Annotated in this window: 8 protein-coding genes; all 8 read right to left on the reverse strand. The window is 67.5% G+C overall.

What is annotated here, in order from left to right:
• Nucleotides 1–34: 34 nt before the first annotated feature.
• The 8 genes from PM1_RS18400 to PM1_RS18440 all read right to left on the reverse strand — a co-directional run bounded on the left by PM1_RS18400 (nt 35) and on the right by PM1_RS18440 (nt 21,317).
• Nucleotides 35–2,200: a type I secretion system permease/ATPase gene (locus PM1_RS18400; protein WP_009619434.1), complete on the reverse strand. Its 2,166-nt coding sequence runs from the start codon at nt 2,198–2,200 to the stop codon at nt 35–37.
• Nucleotides 2,197–3,609: a TolC family outer membrane protein gene (locus PM1_RS18405; protein WP_009619432.1), complete on the reverse strand. Its 1,413-nt coding sequence runs from the start codon at nt 3,607–3,609 to the stop codon at nt 2,197–2,199. The genes PM1_RS18400 and PM1_RS18405 overlap by 4 nt, the downstream gene beginning before the upstream one ends.
• A 292-nt stretch (nt 3,610–3,901) precedes the next feature.
• Complete coding sequence (locus PM1_RS18410) at nt 3,902–4,270, reverse strand: DUF5862 family protein (RefSeq protein ID WP_009619430.1); 369 nt, start codon at nt 4,268–4,270, stop codon at nt 3,902–3,904.
• Between the two features lie 403 nt (nt 4,271–4,673).
• Entirely contained in the window at nt 4,674–6,083 is a 1,410-nt protein-coding gene (locus tag PM1_RS18415) for a TolC family protein (RefSeq protein WP_009619429.1), read from the reverse strand.
• The gene (locus tag PM1_RS18420; protein ID WP_009619428.1) at nt 6,080–8,224 is read right to left on the reverse strand and encodes a peptidase domain-containing ABC transporter; all 2,145 of its coding nucleotides are present in this window, start codon (nt 8,222–8,224) and stop codon (nt 6,080–6,082) included. The genes PM1_RS18415 and PM1_RS18420 overlap by 4 nt, the downstream gene beginning before the upstream one ends.
• Before the next feature lie 11 nt (nt 8,225–8,235).
• Nucleotides 8,236–9,492: an HlyD family secretion protein gene (locus PM1_RS18425; RefSeq protein ID WP_024128328.1), complete on the reverse strand. Its 1,257-nt coding sequence runs from the start codon at nt 9,490–9,492 to the stop codon at nt 8,236–8,238.
• A gap of 289 nt (nt 9,493–9,781) precedes the next feature.
• On the reverse strand, nt 9,782–13,870 hold the full coding sequence (locus tag PM1_RS18430; RefSeq protein ID WP_009619426.1) for a VCBS repeat-containing protein: 4,089 nt from the start codon (nt 13,868–13,870) through the stop codon (nt 9,782–9,784).
• 1,699 nt (nt 13,871–15,569) lie between these two features.
• Complete coding sequence (locus tag PM1_RS18440) at nt 15,570–21,317, reverse strand: Ig-like domain-containing protein (RefSeq protein WP_009619424.1); 5,748 nt, start codon at nt 21,315–21,317, stop codon at nt 15,570–15,572.
• Nucleotides 21,318–21,673 lie beyond the last annotated feature (356 nt).

Below are 21,673 nucleotides of genomic sequence, written 5' to 3' on the forward strand. Positions count from 1 at the left end.
CTGGGCCCGCGTCCTCTGCGAATTCAGTGGTGGCTCAGGCGACGGCCGGGGCCTTCTCGCCGGGCTTGGCCGCCGGCCCGCCGGCGAGCTTGGCCAGCACCGCCTGCTTGGTGTCGTCGAGGACGACGCGGCCGTTGTCGACCACGATGATGCGGTCGACCCACTTGAGCACCGCCGGGCGGTGCGTCGCCACCACCAGGGTGCGCGAGGCCAGCCAGGGCTCCAGGTGGCGGATCAGGCCCTGCTCGCCGACCTCGTCGAGCCAGGCGGTGGGTTCGTCGAGCAGCAGAACGCGCGGCTGGCGCAGCAGCGTGCGGGCCAGCAGCAGGCTCTGGCGCTGGCCGCCGGAGAGGCCGCGGCCGCCTTCCTGGACCATGTGCTCCAGGCCGTCGGGCAGCGCCTGCACCATGCCCAGGGCGCCGCTCAGGCGCAGGGCCTCGAGCAGTTCCTCGTCGCTGGCGTTGGGCCGGCCCATGGTCAGGTTGTCGCGCAGGGTGCCGAAGAACAGGTTGGCCTGCTGGCTGAGGAAGGCCACGTCGCGGCGCACGTCGTAGGGGTCGATCAGTTCCAGGCGCAGCGAGTCGAGCAGCAGGCTGCCCTCCTGCGGCCGGTACATGCCGGCCAGCAGTTGCAGCAGGCTGGACTTGCCGGCGCCGTTGCGGCCGAGGATGGCCACCTTCTCGCCGGCGGCGATGCGCAGCTGGCCCACTTCGATGGCCGCGCGCTTGTCGTCCTGGCCGTAGCGGAAGCGCACGCCTTCGAGCTGGTAGTCGCCGTGCAGCACCGGGCGGTGCAGGCGCTTGCCGCCCTCGGCGCTTTCCACCGGGCGCTGCATCAGCTCCTCCAGGCCCTCGCGGGCGACCTTGGCCTGCTGCCAGCGCGACATGATCCCGGAGATCTGCGCCAGCGGCGCGATCATCCGCGAGGACAGGATGGACATGCCGATCAGCGCGCCGGTGGTCATGTCGCCGCTCATCACCTGGAAGCAGCCGACCAGCACCACCAGCACGTAGACCAGCGTCTGCACTTCCTGGGTCCAGGCCATGAGCGCGCCGGAGATGAAGCGCTGGCGCATGCTGACGGTGGCCGAGACCTCGTTGAGGTGGTTCCACTGGTTCTGGAAGCGCTGCTCGGCGCGCAGTTGCTTGACGTCCTCGATGCCCTGCACCGCCTCCACCAGGATGGCGTTGCGGATCGCAGACTCGCGCATGCCTTCCTTGGACAGCCGCGCCAGCGGCTTCTGCGCCAGCAGGCCGGGGATCAGCAGCAGCGGCAGCACCGCCAGCGGCACCAGGGCCATGACCCCGCCCACCGACCAGAGCACCACCAGGAACAGGAAGAAGAACGGCAGGTCGGCCAGCGCGCCCAGGGTGGTCGAGGTGATCAGTTCGCGCACCTGCTCCATCTCGCGGATCTGCGAGATGAACGAGCCGGTGGACTTGGACATGGCCTCGTTGCGCAGGCGCAGGGCGTGGCCGAAGACGCGGTCGGAAATGCGCAGGTCGGCGCGCTTGCCGATCAGGTCGGAGATGTGGGTGCGCGCCAGGCGCATGCCGAAGCCGATGAGCACCGCCAGCAGCACCCCGCCGAACAATACCCAGAGGGTCGGCTCGGACTGCGACGGCACCACGCGGTCGTAGACCTGCATGGAGAACAGCATGGAGGCCAGGGCCAGGACGTTGGCCACCAGCGAGGCGAGCATGACGTCGCCGTAGCGCCGCCAGTCGCGCAGCACCAGGCTCCAGAACCAGTTGGGCTGGTAGGGCTTGATGTAGTCGTCGACGCGCACGTCGGCCACCGCGACTTCGGGGCGCAGGCAGTAGACGCGCTCCACCCGCTCGACCACTTCCTCTGCCGGCAGGGCCTGCAGCACGCCCTGCTCGCCGCTCAGGCGCACGCCGACGCGGCCCTGGCCGTCGATGCTTTCGATGACGCCGACCTGGCCGCCGGAGAACTGCGCCAGCACCGGCAGGCGCCAGGGGTCGAGCACGCCCTTGTCCAGGGCTTCGGCGCGCAGCGTCAGGCCCATGTCGCGGGCCATGTGCTGCAGCTGCCCGTCCAGGTCCTGGCCCTGGCGCCATTGCAGGCCGACGCGGACGCGTTCTTCGGAAACGTCCAGGCGGTAATGCCGGGCCACCATCAGCATGGCTTCCAGCCACGGGCTGCTGACGGCATCCGGGCGTTGCGCTTGCGCGGTCATAGGGAATCACTCTCGAGTTGGAAGACGTCGTGCATCCGCCCGGTGGCGTTGATGAAGGCCACCTGGGCGCTCCACAGGTCGTGGCGGGCGTTCACCGAATCGCTCTGCGCCTGGTAGATCTCCTGCTCGGCGTTGAGCAGGTCGAGCAGCGTGCGGGTGCCCAGCGAGAGGTACTGCTCGCGGTACAGGCGCTGGGTGTCGACGATGCTTTTCTGGCGGTCGGCGAGCACGCGCAGGCGCTCGTCGAGGCCGCCCATCTGTTCCTGCAGGGCGACCCACTGGTCGCGGGCCTCCAGCTGCCGGGTGTGCAGGCGTTCCTCGGCCGCCCGCAGCGCCTGGCCGGCGCCGCGCACCCGCGCCGAGGGCGCGCCGCCGGCGAAGAGGTCGTGCTTGACGCCGAGGGTCAGGGTGTAGACGCGTTCGCCGGCCATGTCGCCGGCATTGCCGAAGTACTTGTTGACGCCGCCGTCGACGGTGAAGGTCGGCCGCGTGTTGGAGCGCGCCAGGGACAGCTGGGCCTCGGCCTCCTCGCGCTCGGCCACCGCCATGCGCACGCCGACCGGCATCCGCGGGTTCGGCTCGATCAGCCGCACGGCCTGTTGCAGGCGCTCGGCGGGCACGTCCACGGCGGCCTCGTCCACCTCGCGGCCGATCATGGTGCGCAGCTTGCTCTTCTGCTGGCGCAGCTGCGTCTCGATGGCCAGCAGCGAGGCTTCGGCCGCCTCCACCCGCGACTGCGCCTGGATCAGGTCGGCCTGGGTGCTGGCGCCTTCGCTGGCGCGCTGCCGGGCCAACTGGCGCAGGCGCTGCAGGCCGTCCACCAGGGTCCGGGCGCTGTCGCGCAGGGCGCGGTAGCGGGCCACTTCGATCAGCGCCTGGGCCGACTGCCGGGCGACCTCGTCCACCTCGCTCATCAGCTGGAAGCGCTGCACCTGCACGCCGGCTTCGGCGCCCTTGACCGCGTTGGCCACCTTGCCGAAGTCGTAGATCATCTGCGAGGCGGACAGCGACAGGTTCTGGCCGCTGCCGTAGGCGCCCTGCTTGCCGGTGTTCAGGCCGGTCTGGATGGTCGGCAGGTAGCCGGCCCTGGCCACGTTGATGGCCTCGCGCTGCTGGTCGAGCTGGGCCGCGGCATCGCGGATCGACGGGTAGGTCTGCACCGCCAGGCTGACCGCATGCCACAGGTCCAGGGTACCGCCCTGCCCCGCTCCGGCGTCCGACGACTGCCAGTCGCGGGTCAGGTGGTCGACCGACAGGTCCAGTTTCTTCCGCGGGGCATCCTGCCACCCGCATTCGGGCTGGCAGAGCAGGCGCTTGCCGCCCTTGCCCTCCGGCTCGGCGCCGAGGACCACCAGCGGGGTGAATGCCAGCCAGGCCAGCGCACCCCAATGCAACTTGTTGAGAAACATCTGAACCACCCTGAAAAATCGAGCCACAATGCTACGAGTCAGGTCGTGGACATTCTTCGGGGATATCCTGAAAAAGCCTCGAACCGCTAAAGAATCAGGCAATAGGCTATTACGCGAGCCGAATAGCCAGACAGTGGAGAAATCCAACCTGACCTGTAGGAAATCTCTTATAGATAAAATTAAGAAAATTCCGATTGATATATTTAAGAAATCAACCAGGGACTATCGCCAGACAACAAAAAAAGCCACTACCGAAGTAGTGGCTTCATGGCTTCGATGAAGCCGGGTTCGATCAACGCGGGCCGTTGTTGTTGCTCGGGCCGAAGACGTTGCTGCCGAACATGTCGCCGAGGAAGGACAGCGGGCTGGCGCCGCCGCCGGTGCTGTTCCAGCCCATCGACTCACGGTAGTGGGCGCCGACGGCGGCCATGGTTTCCTTGTTGGTCAGGGCGCCGCCGACGAAGCCGAAGATGGCCCCGACGATCGGACCGACGATGACGCCGACCAGTTGGCCGATCAGGCCGAAGCCCCAGCCGGAACCGGCGGAAATGGAACCGCCGATGGCGGCGCCGGTGGCCAGGCCTTCGCCCAGGCCCCAGATGGCGCCTTCCAGGTCACCGCCGGCGACCACTTCGACTTCGTGCTGCTTGAGTTCTTGCATGAGATGCTCCTTTGCACTTTAAAGTGCTGTTCTAATGTTGACTTGAGTTGCGCTGCCACTTGTGTGGCGCGACAGGGTAATTGTTATGAGCTGGCATATCGCTGACAACCTCAAATCAATGAATAAACCACCATTCAGATTTCCGGGCACAAGGCCATCAAAATACAACTACGAGACCTGGAAATTTCATACAAGACAAATTCACTAAACCCTTTGACGGGGCATATTCGAAAGAGCATTTGGCCCCATAAACGTCCATGTAGGACATATAACCGTTCGCGGTTATACGCCGTCGGCTAAACATTGGTGTCCAAGGACAACAGCCTTTCCAGGCGCGTAAATGACAGAAAGCCGTTCCGGCGGGCACCGGAACGGCTTTCTGTCAACCTGCGCTGGCGCGCCGCTACTGCAACGCCCAGAACCCCAGGCGGCCCAATCCCGCCGCCAGTTGCAGGCGGGCGTTCTGCCAGTCGGCCAGGGCGCGGATGTGCTGCTCCTGGGCATCGGCGTAGGCGCTCAGGGCGTTGAGCAGTTCGATCATGCTGCCGACCCCGGAACGGTAGCGCCCGCGGGTCACCTCCAGGGCCTGGCGCGATTGTTCGACCAGGGCGTCGGTGCTCTTCAGGCTGCGGGTATCGACCATCAGCCGCTGGTAGCTGCCCCACACCAGCAGCGACACCTGCTGCTCGGCGCCGGCCAGGGCCGCGCGGCTGGCCTCGACCTGGGCCCGCGCGCCACGCACCCGGTAGTTGCGTTCGAAGCCCTCGAACAGCGGGATGTTCAGTTGCAGGCCCAGGCTCGAATCGCGCTGCCGGGTGTCGCCGTTCAGCGCCAGCGGCAGGTCGTTGCGCGCATGGCTGAGGCTGCCGGTCAGGGCCAGGGTCGGCCGGCCTTCGGCGCGCGCCTCGCGGACCTTTTCCTGGGCCGCGTCCAGCCGCGCCTGGGCGGCGATCAGCTCGGGGTGATGGCTGCGCGCCTGGGCCAGCAGCCGGTCGATGGCGCCGACGAAGCCGGTATCGGGCATCGGCGTCAGTTCGCTGGACAGCTTCAGCTCGCTGTCCGGCGCCAGCCCCATGCGCAAGGCCAGCGTGCCCAGGGCGTTGTCCAGATTGCCGCGGGCGCGCACCAGGCGCAGCTCGGACTGGGACGCGGCGGTCTGCGCCTGCAGGCGGTCGGAAAGCGCCGCGGCGCCGGCCCGGTACTTGGCGTCGGCGGCCTGGAAGTTCTCCTCGGCCATGTCCTTGACCTGCTGCGCCGCGGCCAGGGCGTCCTGGGCGGCCAGGGCGTCGTAGTAGACCTGGGCGGCGTTGACGAAGGCGTTCTGCAGTATCGCGTCGTGGCTGGCGTTGGCCGCCACCAGCAGGTAGCGGGCGCTGCGCAGCGCGGCGCGGCGCTTGCCGAAGTCGAACAGTACCCAGCTCAGGTCGAGGCGGGCATCGAGGCTCTTCTGGCGGGTCGAGGTCTCGACGCCGTCGAAGTCCAGGTAGTCGGTGCGGCTGCGGCCGTCGCTGGCGCCGACGCTGGCGCCCAGGCGCGGAAGATAGGCCGACCAGGCGACGCCCATCTGCGCCGCCTGGGCCTTGGCCTCGGCCCAGGCCTGGCGGGTCTGCGGGTCCTGGCAGAGCATGCGCTCGATGGCCTCGTCCAGCGCCAGTTCCGCCTGGACGCCGTTGAACAGGCAGGGCACGCCGCCATGCCGCGCCTCGCTGACCGGCGCCTGGGGCAGCGTGCGCTCGGTGCGGAAGACGTCCGGCCCGGCCAGGGCCTCGGGGCCCGCGGCCAGCGCCAGGGCGAACGGGAGGATGCGCTTCATGCCGGCTCGCCCTCCAGCAGCCCGGGGTCGACGGCCCGCTCGCCCACCACCTTGCCGCCGGCGATGACCACCACGCGGTCGGCCGAGGCGATGGTCTCGGGACGGTGGGCGACCATCACCCGGGTGATGTTCAGCGAGCGGATGGCCTCGTTGACGCGGCGTTCGCAGTCCACGTCGAGGTGGCTGGTGGCCTCGTCGAGGAACAGGATCTGCGGCCGCTTGTACAGCGCCCGGGCCAGCAGGATGCGCTGCTTCTGGCCGCCGGAGAGCACCGTGCCCATGTCGCCGACCAGGGTGTTGTAGCCCATGGGCGCGGCCATGATCTCGTCGTGGATGGCCGCCAGGCGCGCGCACTCCATCACCCACTCCATGTCCATCGCCGGGTCGAAGAAGGCGATGTTCTCCGCCAGCGAGCCGGCGAACAGGCTGTCGTCCTGCAGCACCGTGCCGACCACGCTGCGCAGGCCGTCGAGGCCGATCTGCGACAGCTCCATGCCGGCCACGCGGATGGCCCCGTCGGTTGGCGGCAGGATGCCGAGCATGACGTTGACCAGGGTGCTCTTGCCGCAGCCGGAGGGCCCGACGATGGCCACCGACTCGCCGGCGCGGATGTCCAGGTCGATGCCGTCGAGCACGTAGGGCTCGTGTTCCGAGTAGCGGTAGCGCAGGCCGCGCAGCTCGATGCCGAACTCGCGCTGGCGCAGCAGGTCGGGGTCGATGCCGCTGCCGACCTGTTCCGGCGCCTCGAGGACGATGTCGGCCAGGCGCTCGCCCTGCAGCTGCAGCATGCGCAGCTCGAAGAACTTGTCGATCAGGCTGCCCACGCGGCTGTCGAACTGGCCCTTGTAGGACTGGAAGGCCATGAGCACGCCCACGGTGAAGTGGCCGTCCATCACCATGCCCGCGCCCAGGCCGATCACCAGCAGGTTCTCGATGCCGAACAGCAGGCCGTTGACCTGGCTGTAGAACAGCCCCAGCTTCTGCGTGCGCAGGCTGGCGTTGACCTGTTCCACCAGCAGGCTCAGCCAGGTGGCGCGGCGCTCGGTCTGGCGCTGGAACAGCTTCAGCGGGCGCACGCCGCGCATGGTTTCGAGGAAATGGCTCTGCTGCCGCGCGGCGTGGATGATCTCTTCCTCGGTGGCGTTGCGCAGCGGCTGGTACCAGGCCCAACGCACCAGGGCGTAGAGGGTCATGCAGACGATGGCGATGCTGGCCAGCAGCGGGCTGTAGATCAGCATCATGGCCAGGGTGGCGATGGTCATCAGGCCGTCGAGCACCGCCACCAGGAAAGCCGAGGTCAGGGTCGACTGGATGCTGTCGACGGCGCCGAAGCGCGAGACGATGTCGCCCAGGTGGCGCTTCTCGAAATACTGCGTGGGCAGGTTGAGCAGGTGGGTGAAGACATTGGCCCGCCACTGCACGCTGAGCAACGTGCCCATGTGCAGGCCCACCCACTGGCGCACGCCGGTGATTGCTTGCTGCATCAGCAGCATCAGGCCGAAGCCGATCAGCAGCGTGGTCAGCAGGTCGCGGTCGTTGCTGGGGATGACGTTGTCGATGGTCCACTGCATGAAGAACGGGCTGACCAGGGCGAACACCTCCAGGGCCAGCGACAGCAGCAGCACCTGGCCCAGGGAGCGGTACAGGCCGCTGACCTTGCCGAGCATGCCGAGCAGGCGCAGGCTCGGCTTGGCCTCCTTCTTCTCGAAGGCGGCGTCGGGCCACAGCTCCAGGGCCACGCCAGTGAAGGAGCGCGACAGCGCCTCCACGCCCAGCTTGCGGATGCCGTGGGCCGGGTCGTGGATCACCGCGCCGCGGCGGCTCACCGACTTGAGCACGACGAAGTGCTTGAAGTCCCAGTGCAGGATGCACGGGGTGCGCAGCTTGGCCAGGTCGGCCAGGCCCAGCTTCAGCGGGCGCGTGGCCATGCCCAGTTGCTGCGCCGCCTCGATCAGTTGCTTGAGGGTGATGCCCTTGAGCGAGACGCTGAAGCGCTGGCGCATTTCGCGCAGGTCGTAGTGGCTGCCGTGGTAGGCGGCGACCATGGCCAGGCAGGCGATGCCGCACTCGGCGGCCTCGGTCTGCTGGATGCTGGGCAGGCGCCGGCCGAAGCGCAGCGCCAGGGAATCGAAGAAAGCCATGCGGCGTGTCCTCAGAGTTTGCCGGTCAGGCTGTAGAGGGGTTCGAGCACCCATTCGTAGAGCTTGCGGGTTTCCTGCAGCAGATCGGCCTCCAGCAGCATGCCGCTCTGCAGCGGGCGTGGCTGGCCGTAGGCGCGCACCTGTTGCGCGTCGAGCTTCACGCGGATGCGGTAGTACTGCTCACCGGTCTGGCCCATGCCCGGCACGCTGCCGGCCATGACCGCCAGCTCGTTGGCCGCCAGCGAGGTGAGCGAGATGGACTGCACGGTGCCACGGTACTGGCCGAATTTCTGGTAGGGGTAGGCCTGGTAGCGCAGCTGCGCCACGTCGCCGACCTTGATGAAGCCTACCGCGCGGCTCGGCGCGTAGAGCTCGGCCTGCAGTTCGGCGTTCTCGGGGACGATGCTCAGCAGCGGCCGCGAGGGGTCGACCAGTTGGCCGACCTCGGCCAGCACCGCGGTGGCGATGCCCGACTCCGGCGCCACTATGTTCAGGGTGCGCTTGGCTTCGCTTTCGCCCAGTTGCTGGCGCACGCCGTTGAGCTGGCGTTGCAGCTCGGCGCGCTGGTTGGCGTGGCGCGCGTCGAGCCCGTCGAGGGTGGCCTGCTGTTCGCGCAATTGCTGTTGCAGCGCCGTGCGCTCGCGCTCCAGGCGCTGCAGGGTCTGGCGCTGGCCGAGCAGGTCGGCCTGGCGCTGCTGGAACTGATCCATGGAGATGTAGCCCTTCTCCATCAGCCCGCGGTAACGGCCCTCGGCGTCGCTGGCGATGGCCAGCAGCTTGCGCTGGCTCTGCAGCTGGGCGGCCTGGGTGGCCAGCTCCTCGCGCAGGCTGACGACCTTGGCCTGCAGGCTGCGGCGTTCGTCGGCCTGCAGCCGCTGCAGCTTCTCCAGTTGCTGCTCCAGGGACTCGCGGCTGGCCTCCAGCTGATGGCTGATGCCGGCCTGCACCGCCTGGTCCTGGCCGCTGTAGCGTTCGCTGGAAAGGCGCAGGAGGGTCTGGCCGCGCTCGACCTTCTGCCCTTCGCGGACGGATTTCTCGATGATCACGCCCATCTGCGGCGCGTGCACCTTGGCCTGGCCACCGAGCGGCAGCAACTGGCCGACCACGGTGCTGCGCTTGGTGTAGCTGCCCCAGATGAAGAAGCCCGCCACCAGCAGGGCGAACAGGGTGGCCATGGCGGTGAGCACGCTGAAGGACAGCGGGCGCACCAGGATGATCGGGCCCAGCCAGTGGGCGCCCTGCCCTTGCAGGGCCTCGGGGCGGAACAGCGGTGTTTCGGTACTCAAGGTAGCGGGCCTTTGGGTTGTCGTTCGGCGAGGTGTCTTTCTACCGATGGAGCCCGGGCGGAAACACCGGGGATGTCCGAATCTGGGGAAGCAAAACGACCTACATCAGCCAGATTTTTCTGAACTTCGAAGAAAGGCCGCCAGGCCGATGTGGGGTCACGAGCCTGCTCGCGCCCGGAAAGAAAAAAGCGGCGCCACCAAGGGGGAGAGAATTCGGCGCCGCTGAAAACGAATCGGTGCCCCGGCGCAAGCGCCGGGGCGGTTCAGGGCCTCAAACCATGATCTGGTGGTTCTGGATCAGGTTCAGCAGGTCGGTACGCACACCCATCAGGGTGATCAGGTCGGTGGAACCGACCTGTTGGCCGATGCCGTCGCGGTCGACGCTGATGATGGTGTTGTTGCCCTCGACGCGGCTCGACAGGTAGTCCAGCAGCCCCTGGGACGAGGCATCCAGCTGCAGCACGCCGTCATCCCGGACCAGGCTGACCGGGCCGCCGTAGCCGAGCATCCCGCGCAGGTCGATGATGTCGGCGTTGCTGTTGTTCAGCACATTGCCCAGGCCGAAGCCGAACACCATGTCATGGCCGTTGCTGCCATCGGCGGAAACGTCCCAGGCATCGACCGGACGATAGGCCAGGGTGTCGTTGCCACCGCCGAAGAGGTAGTAGACGTCATCGCCACCGCGGCCTTCGAAGCGGTTGCTGGCGGCGTTGTCCATGAAGGCGTCGGCGTACCAGCTACCCTTCACGGCCTCGATGCCGATCAGGGTGTCGTTGCCCATGCCCAGCGACTGGCCGCTCTGCAGGTTGACCTGCACGCCCTGCTTGGCGAACTGGTAGTCCACTTCGTCCAGGCCCTGGGTGGCGCTCCACTGCTTGCTGCCGTCGGCCAGCAGGTTCCAGCCGCCGCCGCCGTTGATGACGTCGTTGCCTTCGGTGGCCATGAAGCTGTCGTTGTAGCCGGTGCCCACGGTGCCGGCGCCCTGGCTGTCGAAGCTCACGGTCGGCTTGCCGGCGGTCAGCACGTAGGCGTGCTCGGCGGCGCCGGTGACCAGGTTGCCCCAGGTCGGGTTGATCAGGCCCAGGTCCTCTTCGAAGCGGCCCGGGACCATGTTGCCGTTGCCGATGGCAGGCTCGGCCAGCAGCTTGGCGCTGTAGGTCTGGTTCGCGTCCAGGCCGTAGAAGTACACCAGGCCGGAGCTGTCGTTGGTCACCCCGGACTGCGGGTTGAGGATCTGGCTGGCGACCAGGCGGCCCGCCGCGTCGAACAGCTGCACGGTGTTGCCGAAGTAGCTGTTCATGCCGTTCTTGTCGAGGATGCGCAGGATCAGGCTGGTGCCTTCCACCACGTGGTTCTCGTTGCGGATCAGCACCGAGGGCGAGGCGTTGGTGTTCATGCCCAGATGCTCCTCGCCGGAGGTGCGGTACAGCAGCAGGTCCACCGCGCCGTCGAAGTCGTAGTCCACCGCCACCGCGCCGGTGACGTTGTCATAAGGCTCGTTGCCCAGCAGCTTGCCGCTGTTCAGCCAATCGCCATTGCCGCGGTTGAGGAACAGCACCGGCGACATGGCGCCGTTGGTGGCGGACCAGGCGGCGTTCTGCCGCGGCGCCTCGATGACGTCCATCTTGCCGTCATGGTTCCAGTCCACGGCGAAGGACGGGCCGCCGTCGAAGTGCACCAGGTTGCCCCTCTGGTCCTGGCCGAGGGCGTCGTTGAAGAACAGCGGGTTGTCGTTGTCCATCCCCAGCCACTTGCCGTTGGCATCGGTGCCCTTGTTCAGGTAGATGCGGCTGTCGTCGGAATTGCCGTTATGGCCGGTGGAGCTGCGAGCACCGCGGGCCAGGAACAGGTCCAGGTCGCCGTCGCCGTCGAAGTCGGCCCAGGTCATGGAGGTGGCCAGGTTGTTGTATTCCGTGCTGCCGGCGCTATCGCTGCGGAACACCCTGCCGAAGGTCTGCTCCTTGCTCCAGCTGCCGTCGCTCTGGGTCAGCAATACGCTCAGGGCGGTGTTGCCGTACTGGTCGTTGTGACCGGCCAGGTCCACGGCGCCGTCGTTGTTGAGGTCGACGCCGCTGATCTCCGAACCCCACCAGGTGTTGCCCTTGCGCTCCCCTTTCAGCACGCCGTTGTCGTTGTGGATGAGGTTGAAGCCCCAGCTACCGATGGTGTTGTCGACCACGATGAAGTCGGTGTAGCCGTCGCCGTTGCCGTCCCAGGCGATCACGCCGCCGATGTTCAGCCGGTTGGGGTTGTTGACCGAGCCTGCGCTGTAGGTGCCGTCCGCCTTGGCGGTCCATACCGGCAGGTCCGCGGAGTTGCCACTCACATTGGCGATGACGTCCATCAGGCCGTCGCGGTTGTAGTCGGCGAAGGTGGCCTTGGAGATCATGTGCCCGTTGCCGTCCGAGGTGACCTTCAGCGGCTCGCTCAGGTAGCTGGCGCGGTACTCGTCACGGTCCAGGCCGCTGTACACGTGGCCGGCGTTCTTGTAGGCGGTGGAGCTCAGGGCGTAGCCGGTGCTCTGGAAGAACGACCAGGTGCCGTCGGCGCTCATGGCCATGGCCGCGGTGTTGGAGCCGCGCACCGAGGCGACCGTGCCGCCCCAGCCGGTGTCATGGACGCTGAAGCCGGCCTCGTTGACCGGGCGGTGGGCGTCGGTCAGCACCTGCGGGCCGAATCCGGAGTTGTTGCCGGCCACGTCCCAGGTGACGAAGCCCAGTTGCTGCTGGCCTTCGGGCAGGATGGCGTCGAAGCTCCAGCGGCCGTCGTTGCCGGCCACGGCGTAGCCGACGATCTTGTCCAGGCCTTCCTGGTAGCGGCCGTCGCGGTTGACGTCCTGCACCAGGGCCACGGTGGCGCCGGCCTCGGCCAGGCCGTACTGGGCGCTGGAGTAGTAGGCGCGCTCGCCGCTCAAGGCCTGCGCACCGAGCTGCGGGGCGAAGGCGAAGGGCACCGGCGAGTCGATGTCGACGACCAGGGTGCGCTCGCCCAGCTCGACGCTGTTGCCGGCGTTGTCGGCCACCCGCAGTTTCACGCCCAGCTGCTGGCTGGCCGACAGCGGTTCGCTGGTGTAGCTCCACAGCTGGCCGCCGTTGGACATCAGCGTCTCCCAGGTCTTGCCGCCGTCCAGGGACAGTTGCAGGTGCTGGCCGATCTGCAGCGCGGCGCTGAGCTTGCCGGACAGGGTGACGCTGTTGTCACGGGTGATGAAGTCGTTGTTCTGCGCGCTCTGCGCGTTGCTGTACTGGCCGGCGATCTCCACCGCGGTGTCGGTGCCCAGCTCGATGCTGGAGTACATGTCCGGCAGCGGGTTGCCGGCGTCGAAGACCACGTCCTGGGCCGCGTAGCTGCTGGCCACCGGGTTGCCCTGGGCGTCCAGCACGCGCATTTCGTAGCGCACCTGGGTGCCGAGGTTGTGCACGCTGGGGTCGATGTAGATCCAGTCGGTGCCGAAGGCCTGCACGGTCTTCCAGCTGTTGCCGCCATCGACGCTGACCTGCAGCTTGGCGCCGGCCGGCAGTTCCTCGCTGAGGGTGCCCAGCAGGGTGATCTTCGAGGCGCTGGTGATGTAGTCGCCTTCCACGCCGGTGTCCGGGGTGATGCCGATGATGCTGACCTTGATGCCTTCCACCGGCTGCGGGGTCACCTCGCGGCTGATGGTGATCTGCTGGGCGGTCATGGCGCCCTGGTTGCCGGCGGCGTCGATGGTGCGCAGCAGGTAGGTGTAGTTGCCGTTCTGCAGCTCGCGCACGTCCTGGTATTGCCAGTAGGCGCCGCTGACAGAGGCGACGTCCTGCCAGGTGGCGCCGGTGTCCAGGCTGATCTGCAGCTTCTCGTTGGCGGCCAGGGCGATGCTCAGGCTGCCGAACAGCATGGGCGTGGAGTCCACGGTGACCAGCGGTTGCTCGGGCAGGGCTTCGGAAACGTTCTGGATGGTGGCCTGGGCGCTGGGCGGGGTCAGGTCGAGGATGAAGCTGAAGGGCGGGCTGAAGTCGCTTTCCAGACCGTTGCTGCTGTCGGTAGCGGTGGCGCGCAGCACTTGCACGCCCTCCTCGCGCAGTTCCTCGGAGGGGGTGAAGCGCCAGGAGCCGTTGCCCTGGACGATGGTGCTGCCGATCACCCGGTCGCCGTGGTAGACCTTGATCAGGTCGCCGGCGGCCGCGCCGTTGCCGATCAGCGTCGGCGTGGTGTCGTCGGTGTAGCCGTTGAGCTGGACGATGCCCTGGTAGGCCGGCGTACCGGCATCGTCGAGCACGTAGCTGATGTGCGGGGCGGGCGGCGCCACGGGCACTTCTAGCGGATCGTTCTGGGCGAGCACGGAAGCGGCCGCCTCGCGGGACAGGTTCTTGCTGACAGTCATGTGGTACTCCTGAGTCTAGTGTCGAACGGCGGCGAGCCGGGCCCGCCGCCGTTCGTTTGGCAGGCCTGCCGCTTGGCCCCGTCTGTGCGGGCGTCCGGCAGGCGAGGGAGGATGCTAAAAGGCCATCGCTGCCGTGTATCTAAGGCGCTCCCTAAAGTCCGGCGGCATTGGTCGGCGGCTGTCGGTGGGGGGCGGAAAAGGTTGTTCGCGGAGGGGGTGGGGCGTTCATGGCGGGATGGGGAGGGCCCCGGTGCCCCCATGGGGAGCGGTGTTCTGGCCGGCGGCGTATAGCCGCGAACGGTTATGCGCCCTACGGTTCCAGGGGCGCATGGTCGTGGCGCGTCCCGTGTTCGCGGGAATGACGAGGGGGCTGGGAGTCTCAGGATGACTCCGAACTCCCCGCCCACTCCGAACGGCCCCCTCTCCCGCTTGCGGGAGAGGGCTGGGGAGAGGGTGCTCTTTTGCAGAGCCTCAACCTTTGTCCCGACCTCAATCCCCGTCATTCCAGCGAACGCGAGGCGCGGCTCCATCGCGAACAGCGCTTGTGCTGGCCCGAAGGGGAATAACCTAGCTGCCTCGGCTTGGGTGTTTCTGCGCCGCTCCGAGTTTGCCCGACCGTCTTGTTTCGCCCCCTCGGGCGAGTCCCTTTTGTCAGACGCCACAAAAGGAACCAAAAAGGCTTGCCCCGACATACGGGCCCGATGGAGCCGGGCTACCCTCACGAACTCCCCCGCCACGGAGGCCCGCCCCGAGGGTACGTCCCTGTAGCCCATCGGGGCTCTCGCGACATCCATGTCGCATGACCTCCTGAGCGGGGGTTTCGCTCGGCCTTCTGAAGGGGCGCTCCGGTGCGCTCGGCTATTTCTCTGGAAGTCCAAGAGCAAACGCGCTTTTGCTTTTGCTTTTCGTAGGAGCGAGCTTGCTCGCGAACCCTGAGTTTGCGTTCTCGGGAATGACGAGAGGAGGCAGGTGTTCCGGGATGACTCCGAACTCCCCGCACGCTCCGAACAGCCCCCCTCTCCCTTCAGGGCGAGGCGCGCAGCCGAGGGCTGGGGAGAGGGTCAAGGACATCAACACGGCTCCGGAGTTGAACCTGGCGCCGTTGTTCGCGAATGGAGTTCCGCCGGGAAGGCATGACGTGGCTTCGAAGAACGCCCTCTCCCTAACCCTCTCCCTGAAGGGAGAGGGGACCGTTGGGCAGGGTCGGGCATTCTGGAGTCAGCCGGCAGCTCCGGCGGTTTCCAGCTGAAACCATTTCCTCTCTCGGCACGGACAAGCCCCCTCTCCCTTCAGGAAGAGGGAACCGTTGGGCAGGGTCGGACGTTCTGGTGTCAGCCGGCTAGCACAGAGATTTCCAGCTGAAACCATTTATCCTCTCGGCACGGACAGCCCCCTCTCCCTCCGGGAGAGGGTTGGGGTGAGGGCAACGGACTTCGCTGATGCTCCATCATTGAACCTCCGCCCGCCGGCCAACCATGGCGATGGGTATCGCTTCGCTCAACCCATCCTACGACAGTATTTTCCCAGCGTCGGTAGGAGCGGACTCTGTCCGCGATTCGCGCGCAGGGCGCGCGCCTACAGGCCCGCTCGATAATGGGCGCAGCGTGTTTTTCAGGCGAAAAAAAACGGCACGGGCTTGCGCCCATGCCGCCTGAAAACCGGGCCGCCCGGCGCCGAAGCGCCGGACGGGCCGGGTCGGTCAGACCAGCTGCTGCTGTTGCAGCGCCAGCAGGTCCTGTTTCACCAGCATGCTGTCGGGCACTGGCGCCTCGGCTGCCGGCGGGGTTGCCGCCACGCCCGGAGCCTGTGCCCCGGCCGGTGCCTGCAGCAGACCCTGCAACGACAGCGGCTGCGCTTGCGCGACCGGCTCCTGGTGCAGTTCCAGCGCCGCGAACAGCCCGGCCATCAGCGCTTCCTCGCCCCCCAGGGGCTCGGCCAGCACCTGCGGTTGCAGCACGCTGTCCTCGAGGAAGATGGTGAACGGACCGGTGGGCGCCAGCCCTTCGGCCTCGGCCACCAGGCTCACGGAACCGTCGGGGTTGGCCAGAAGGCTCAGGTCGCTGGTGGTGATGTACCAGTAACCATCCTCATCCACCGTCTGCGAGCCCACCGCTACGCCGTTGGCATAGAGCGTCACTGTGGTGCCCAGCGGCGAGGAACCCTTGACCGTCAGAGTCACGTCCTCGGTGAAGTCCTCCTTCTGCAGGTAGACGCCAGCGACGTCGTCGCGCACGTTGATGATCGACGGGTCGGCAGCGATCGGCAGGGCGATGGTGAAGTCCCAGGGCTCGCTGAGCGGGCCCACGTTGCCGGCTTCGTCCACCGCGCAGGCCTGCAGGCTGTGCTTGCCCGACTGCAGCGGCAGGCGCGGTTCGAACGCCCACTCCAGGGTGGTCTGGTTGACCGTGGCCGAGCCGAGGAACTTGCCATCGTCGTAGACGTACACGTACTTCACGCCGAAGGTGTCGACCTGGCCATAGAAGTTCGGCCAGGGGTCGTCGGTCTTCCCGCCCTTCGGCACATCGCCCCAGTCCGTCTCGGGGTTCGGTCCGATCATGTCGTACAGCCCCAGGTTGGTGACACGGCCCGGTGCGGTGACATCCACGGTGAAGTTCCAGCCGACGCTGCGCTCGCCTTCGTTGCCGGCCTCATCCACGGCGGCGGCGCTGAAGCGATGCACACCTTCGTAAAGCGCCTCCTCCGGCGTGAAGCTCCAGTTGCCCTCGGCGTCCACCGAGACACTGGCGATCAGCAGGCTGCCGTCGTAGATGTTCACCCACTTGGCGCCGATGGCCTGGCCGCTGAAGGTCGGCGTGGCGTCGTTGGTCAGGCCGCTCTGTTCGATGGTGCCGGTGATCAGCGGCTCGTCGTCGACCAGGTCCAGAGCCGTGACGGCCTCCGGTGCCTGGGTGTCGACGGTGAAGCTCCACTCCAGGCTTTCGCTCGGCGTGCCGCTGGCGGTTTCGGCCACCAGGCTCAGGCTGTACTCGCCGTCGGCCAGTTCCGGCAGCTCGAACTGCCAGTTGCCGTCGCCATCGACCAGTGCGCTGCCCAGCAGCGTCTGGCCGTCATGGATGAGCACCCGCACCGCGCCGTTACCGGCCGTGCCGGAGAGCATCGGCTGGGCGTCGTTGGTCAGCCCGCCCTGGGCGATCTCGCCGAGGATGCCTTCGACATCGTCGTAGACCGAATCGAGGCTGAGGGTCGGCACCTGGGCCTGTACCGTGAAGTCCAGCGACTCGCTGGGCTCGCTGGCATTGCCGGCCGGGTCGGTGACCACCACGCTGAGGCTGTGGTCGCCCTCTTCCAGCGGCTGTTCCGGAGTGAACGCCCACTGGCCGTTCTCGTCGATCACGACCGTGCCGATCACTTCACCGTTGTCGAGGATGCTGACGGTGTCGCCCGGCTCGCCCGAACCGCTGAGGGTCGGCTGGGTTTCGTCGGTCACGCTGCCCGGCTCGATCGGGCCGGTGATGGCGCCGGTGTTGTCCTCGGCGGTCACCATGCCCGGCTGTTCCGGCGCGGTGGTGTCGAGGATGACGCTGACCGGTGCAGTCTCGTCGCTGTGGCGGCCAGCTTCATCCTGCGCCTTGGCGGTGATGACCTGTTCGCCATCGCCGGCCAGCGGCAGTTCGGCGCTCCAGTTGCCCTGCTCGTCGGCCACCACGCTGGCGGCCAGTTCGCCGTCGACGTACAGCAGCACCAGATCGCCCGCGGCAGCGCTGCCGTTGACGGTCAGGCTGGTGTCGTCGGTGACGTCGCCGTCGTTCAGCAGGCCACTGACCGAACCCAGGTCATCGAGGATTTCGCTGATGACCGGTGCCTCCGGCTGTGCGACCTCCGGGCCCACCACTTCGAAGCGGATGCTTTCGCTGGCTTCGCCGGTCTTGCCAAGGGCGTCCACCGGTACGGCGCTGAAGGCGTGCTCGCCGCTTTCCAGCTCCGGCGCCTGGAAGCTCCAGTTGCCCTGGGCGTCCACCGCGGCGGTGCCCAGCAGGGTTTCGCCGTCGTAGATTTCCACGTAGGCGGCATTCGTCCCTTCGACGTGGCCCTGCAGCAGCGGCGTGGTGTCGTCGGTCTTGCCGCCGTCGGCGATAAGGCCCTGGACCTCGCCGAAGTCGTCCACCAGCTCGATGCTGTCGATGACCAGGTCGGCCACCGCGGTGTCCACGGTCAGTTCGAACGGACGGGTCGGCTTGCTTTCGTTGCCCGCGGCATCGCTGGAGGTGACGGTCAGGCTATGGGCGCCATCGGCCAGCTCCGGCAGCTCCAGGCTCCAGTCGCCGTTCTCGTCGGCGAGGGCGCTGCCGACCAGGGTGCCGTTGTCGTAGACCTTGACCAGGCCGTTGGGCTCGGCCTCGCCGCCCTGCAGGGTCGGGGTGGCGTCGTCGGTGGTGTCGCCGCTGGCCAGCGCGCCCTGGACCAGGCCGGCGTTGTCCAGCACGGCGTCGAGGATCGGGCGGTCCGGGGCATTGTTGTCGATCACCAGGACGAAGTCGGCCTGGGCGAACTCGCCGGTGGCGCAACGGACTTCCGCGGTGTAGGTGTGGGGTCCTTCGGACTGGTTACGGTCCAGGGTGATGTTCCAGTTGCCCTCGGCGTCGGCGACCGCGCTGCCGAGCACCAGCCCGGCCTCGGAAAGGACTACCAGCGCGCCGGCGGTGGCGGTGCCCACCAAGGTCGGCTGCAGGTCATTGGTGATGCCGCCGCTGGCCACGTTCTCCAGGCCCGGCTCGACATCGTCCAGGGCGTGGTCGATGCTCACCTGCGGCGCCTCGCTCCAGACGCTGAATTCCAGGGCGTCGCTGGGCTCGCTGAGGTTGCCGGCGGCGTCCTGGGCCTGCACGGTGATGCTGTGCGAACCGTCGGCCAGCGGCGGCTCGGGGGTGTAGCTCCAGTTGCCCTGGGCATCGGCCACCACGCTGCCCAGGGGCACGCCGTTGTCGCTGATGATGACCGTGGAGCCCGGCTCGGCCTGGCCGCTGAATTCCGGGGTGTTGTCGTTGGTGGCGCCATGCTGGGTGATCGGGCCCTGCACCACGCCTTCGTTGTCGTCGGCGCCCACCTGTTCCGGCTTGTCCGGCGCGGTGGCGTCGAGGGTGATGGATACCGGAGCGGTTTCGTCGCTGTGGCGGCCGGCATCGTCCTGGGCCTTGGCGGTGATGACCTGTTCGCCATCGCCGGCCAGCGGCAGTTCGGCGGTCCAGTTGCCCTGCTCGTCGGCCACCACGCTGGCAGCCAGTTCGCCGTTCACGTACAGCAGCACGAGCTTGCCGGCTTCGGCGCTGCCCTTGAGCGACAGGCTGGCGTCGTCGGTAAGGTCGCCATCGTTCAGCAGGCCGGTGAATGTGCCCTGGTCGTCGAGGATTTCATCGATGACCGGCAGTTGCGGCAGCGGCGTCTCGTCACCCACCAGGGTGAAGCCGATGCTGTCGCTGGCTTCGCCTTCCTGGCCGATGGCGCTCACCGGGCGGGCGCTGATGCTGTGCTCGCCGCTCTCCAGTTCCGGCGCCTGGAAGCTCCAGTTGCCGTCGCCGTCCACCAGGGCGGTGCCCAGCAGGGTCTCGCCATCGTAGATTTCCACCCAGGCGGCTTCGCCTTCGACATGGCCCACCACGGTCGGGGTGGCGTCGTCGGTGGAGCTGCCGTTGGCGATGGCGCCGACTACCGGACCGAAGTCGTCCTGCAGTTCGAGATGGTCGATGACCATGGCCGGTACGCTGCTGTCGACGCTGAAGTCCAGCGACTCGCTGGGCTCGCTGGCGTTGCCGGCCGGGTCGGTGACCACCACGCTGATGCTGTGGTCGCCCTCTTCCAGCGGCTGTTCCGGGGTGAATTCCCATTGGCCGTTTTCATCGACCACGACAGTGCCGATCACCTCGCCGTTGTCGAGGATGCTGACGGTGTCGCCCGGCTCGCCCGAACCGCTGAGGGTCGGCTGGGTTTCGTCGGTCACGCTGCCCGGCTCGATGGGGCCGGTGATGGCGCCGGTGTTGTCCTGGGCATCCACCATGCCCGGCTGTTCCGGCGCGATGGTGTCGAGGGTGATGGACACCGGGGCGGTTTCGTCGCTGTGGCGACCGAAGTCGTCCTGGGCCTTGGCGATGATGACATGCTCGCCATCGCCGGCCAGCGGCAGTTCGGCGGTCCAGTTGCCGTTTTCGTCGGCGACTGCGCTGGCGGCCAGTACCCCACCGACATACAGCAATACGAGGTTGCCGGCCTCGGCGTGGCCCTTGAGCGACAGGCTGGTGTCGTCGGTGACGTCGCCATCGTTCAGCAGGCCGCTGACCGAGCCCTGGTCGTCACGGATTTCCTCGATGACCGGCGGCGACAAGGGCGGCACATCCGGCCCGGCCACTTCGAAGTCGATGGAGGCACTCTTGCCATAGTTCTCGGCGGCGTCCAGCGGGAAGACTTCGAGGTGGTGCGCGCCGGAAGTCAGTGCGTCCGGGGTGTACTCCCAGTTGCCCTGCTCATCCACCAGCACCCGCGCCAGGACGTTGCCGTCGAGGAGGATTTCCACCCACTTGACGCCGTTGGCGGCAGCGTTCGCCACCTGGCCCTCGAGCCTCGGGGTGGTGTCGTCGGTCTTGCCGCCGGCGGCGATGACCCCGGTGACCGGGCCGAAGTCGTCGTGCAGGGTGAAGCTCACCACGGCATCGTCACCGGGCGGGGTCATGTCGAGCGTCAGTTCCAGTTGCTGGAAGGGCTTGTACTGCCCCCCCTCGGTATGCACGTTACCGGCAGCATCGATCATGAAGAACTTGAGCGTATAGTCCCCCTGCTGCTCCGCCAGGCCCTCTGGCCAGTCACAGCGCCAGGTGCCATCACTACCGATCTCGGCCGTGACAGTGACGAGTTGCGTGCCATAGTGAATTTCCAGCAGCACGGCATACATGTCCGCTTCGCTGGCCTGGCCGGCGAACTTGCCCACGAAGCTCGGCTGCGCATTGGCCTGCACCTGGCCACCGTCCATCGCCAACGGGCGCTCGCCGGCCAGCACTTGCAGGGGCTCTTCCAGCTCGACCGGCTCCGGCAACTGGCTATCGAAGGTCACCCGGTAGGGGTCGGAATCGACGCCGTCGACGGTGATGTAGAAATCGACCACGCCATCCTGGAACGGCATGTCGATGTCCAGGGCCCAGGTGCCGTTCTTGCGTACCACGGCGCTGCCCAGTTCCTGCACCTCACCGGATTCGAGAACGACGCGGATGAACACTTCCTGGCCCGGCGTGAGGTCCTTGCCCTTGAAGGTCGGCGTCTTGTCGTTGGTATATCCGCCCGACTCGACCACGCCCTTGAGCGTGCCGATATCGTCCTCGATGAGGAATTGGGGCTTGTCCGCACGCGGCGCGGGCGCGCTCTGTCCGGCGGATGCGTCCTGCGCAAAGGGCAGGCTGGCCTGCGGCCGGTCCTGATCGTCGTTCCAGTTCTTGTCGGTCATGCGCCGAGACTCCTTCAAATCGTCAATTGGCAGTCATCGCCACCCGGTGTGCGGGAGGCTGAAATCAGCGGGCAACGAACACCGGCGCCGCCGGCGATGCCCCACCGGCGATCCTAGGCAAATCGCCAGCGACCTCCCTTCAGGAATCCCTTAAAGGCCGGGGCATTCAGGTGGATGTCTGAGGGGTGGGTGGAAGCACGGCGTGGCGGTACCCTGCCCCGTTTGCGGGGAGGGTTGGGGGGCGGAGTGCAGGTTTGGGGATGGAGTAACGGCGGAGTCCGTTGCCCTCACCCCAGCCCTCTCCCGGAGGGAGAGGGGGCTGTTCGTGCCACCGGAGCGTCCGGCGTGGCCGGTGA

The sequence above is a fragment of the Pseudomonas sp. M1 genome, assembly GCF_022760135.1.
In the GTDB taxonomy this organism is placed as follows: domain Bacteria; phylum Pseudomonadota; class Gammaproteobacteria; order Pseudomonadales; family Pseudomonadaceae; genus Pseudomonas; species Pseudomonas citronellolis.